This window comes from Myxococcus vastator (genome assembly GCF_010894475.1).
GTDB classification, from domain to species: Bacteria; Myxococcota; Myxococcia; order Myxococcales; family Myxococcaceae; genus Myxococcus; species Myxococcus vastator.
Window position 1 is genome coordinate 1 of record NZ_JAAIYB010000899.1, and the last position, 916, is coordinate 916.

Here is a 916-nt window from a genome sequence, read left to right on the forward strand (position 1 = left end):
GTCCCAGCCCCATGACCCAACCCGCTGATGGTGACCTCCGCATTGATGAGGTCCTGCGGAATACGTACCGGATTGTCTCCCTGCTGGGACGGGGAGGAATGGGCTCGGTGTACCTGGCCCAACACCTGCGGCTCCCCGGCAAGCAGGTGGCGGTCAAGGTGCTGCGTGGCGGCGACCACCTGACGCCCGAAATCTTCGCGCGCTTCCGCCGGGAGGCGGAGATTGCCTCGCGGCTGGGCCACCCCAACATCGTCGAGGTGCACGACTACGACACCCTGGAGAACGGCAACCCGTTCCTGGTGCTGGAGTACCTGCGCGGCGAGAGCCTCCAGGAGCGGCTGGAGCGCGGGCGCCTGCCCATGGAGGACGTGGTCTCCTTCACCCGGCAGATGGGCTCCGCGCTCCAGGCGGCGCACGGCGCTGGCGTCATCCACCGCGACCTGAAGCCGGCCAACGTGTTCCTGGTGCCCACCGACTCCGGCGGCGTGGTGGGCGAGCGCGTGAAGCTGCTCGACTTCGGCATCTCCAAGGTCCTCAGCTCCACGACGGTGCAGACGCAGGAGGCGACCCTCATCGGGACGCCCCAGTACATGTCGCCCGAGCAGGCCCAGGGGAAGAACCGGGACATCGACGCGCGCACGGATGTGTTCTCGCTGGGGTGCATCGTCTACGAGATGATGGCCGGCAAGCCCGTGTTCGGCTCGGGCAGCCTCGCGCAGATGATCTTCCGCGTCGTCTATGAGCCGCCCGAGCCCCTGGCCCCGCTCTGTCCCGAGGCCACGCCGGAGGCCATCGCCGCGGTGATGCGCGCGCTCGCCAAGAGCACGGATGAGCGCTACCCGGACGTCTCCTCCTTCATTGAGGACCTGACGGGCACGCCGCTGCACTCGCTGTCCACCGCGGTGGGAAACCAGCC

The 916-nt window shown here is 68.6% G+C and carries 1 protein-coding gene; it reads left to right on the top strand.

Annotated elements, in window-relative coordinates:
- Positions 1-11: 11 nt before the first annotated feature.
- Positions 12-916: serine/threonine-protein kinase (locus G4D87_RS38210; RefSeq protein ID WP_163787640.1), on the top strand; the 905-nt coding region annotated here is incomplete at its 3' end.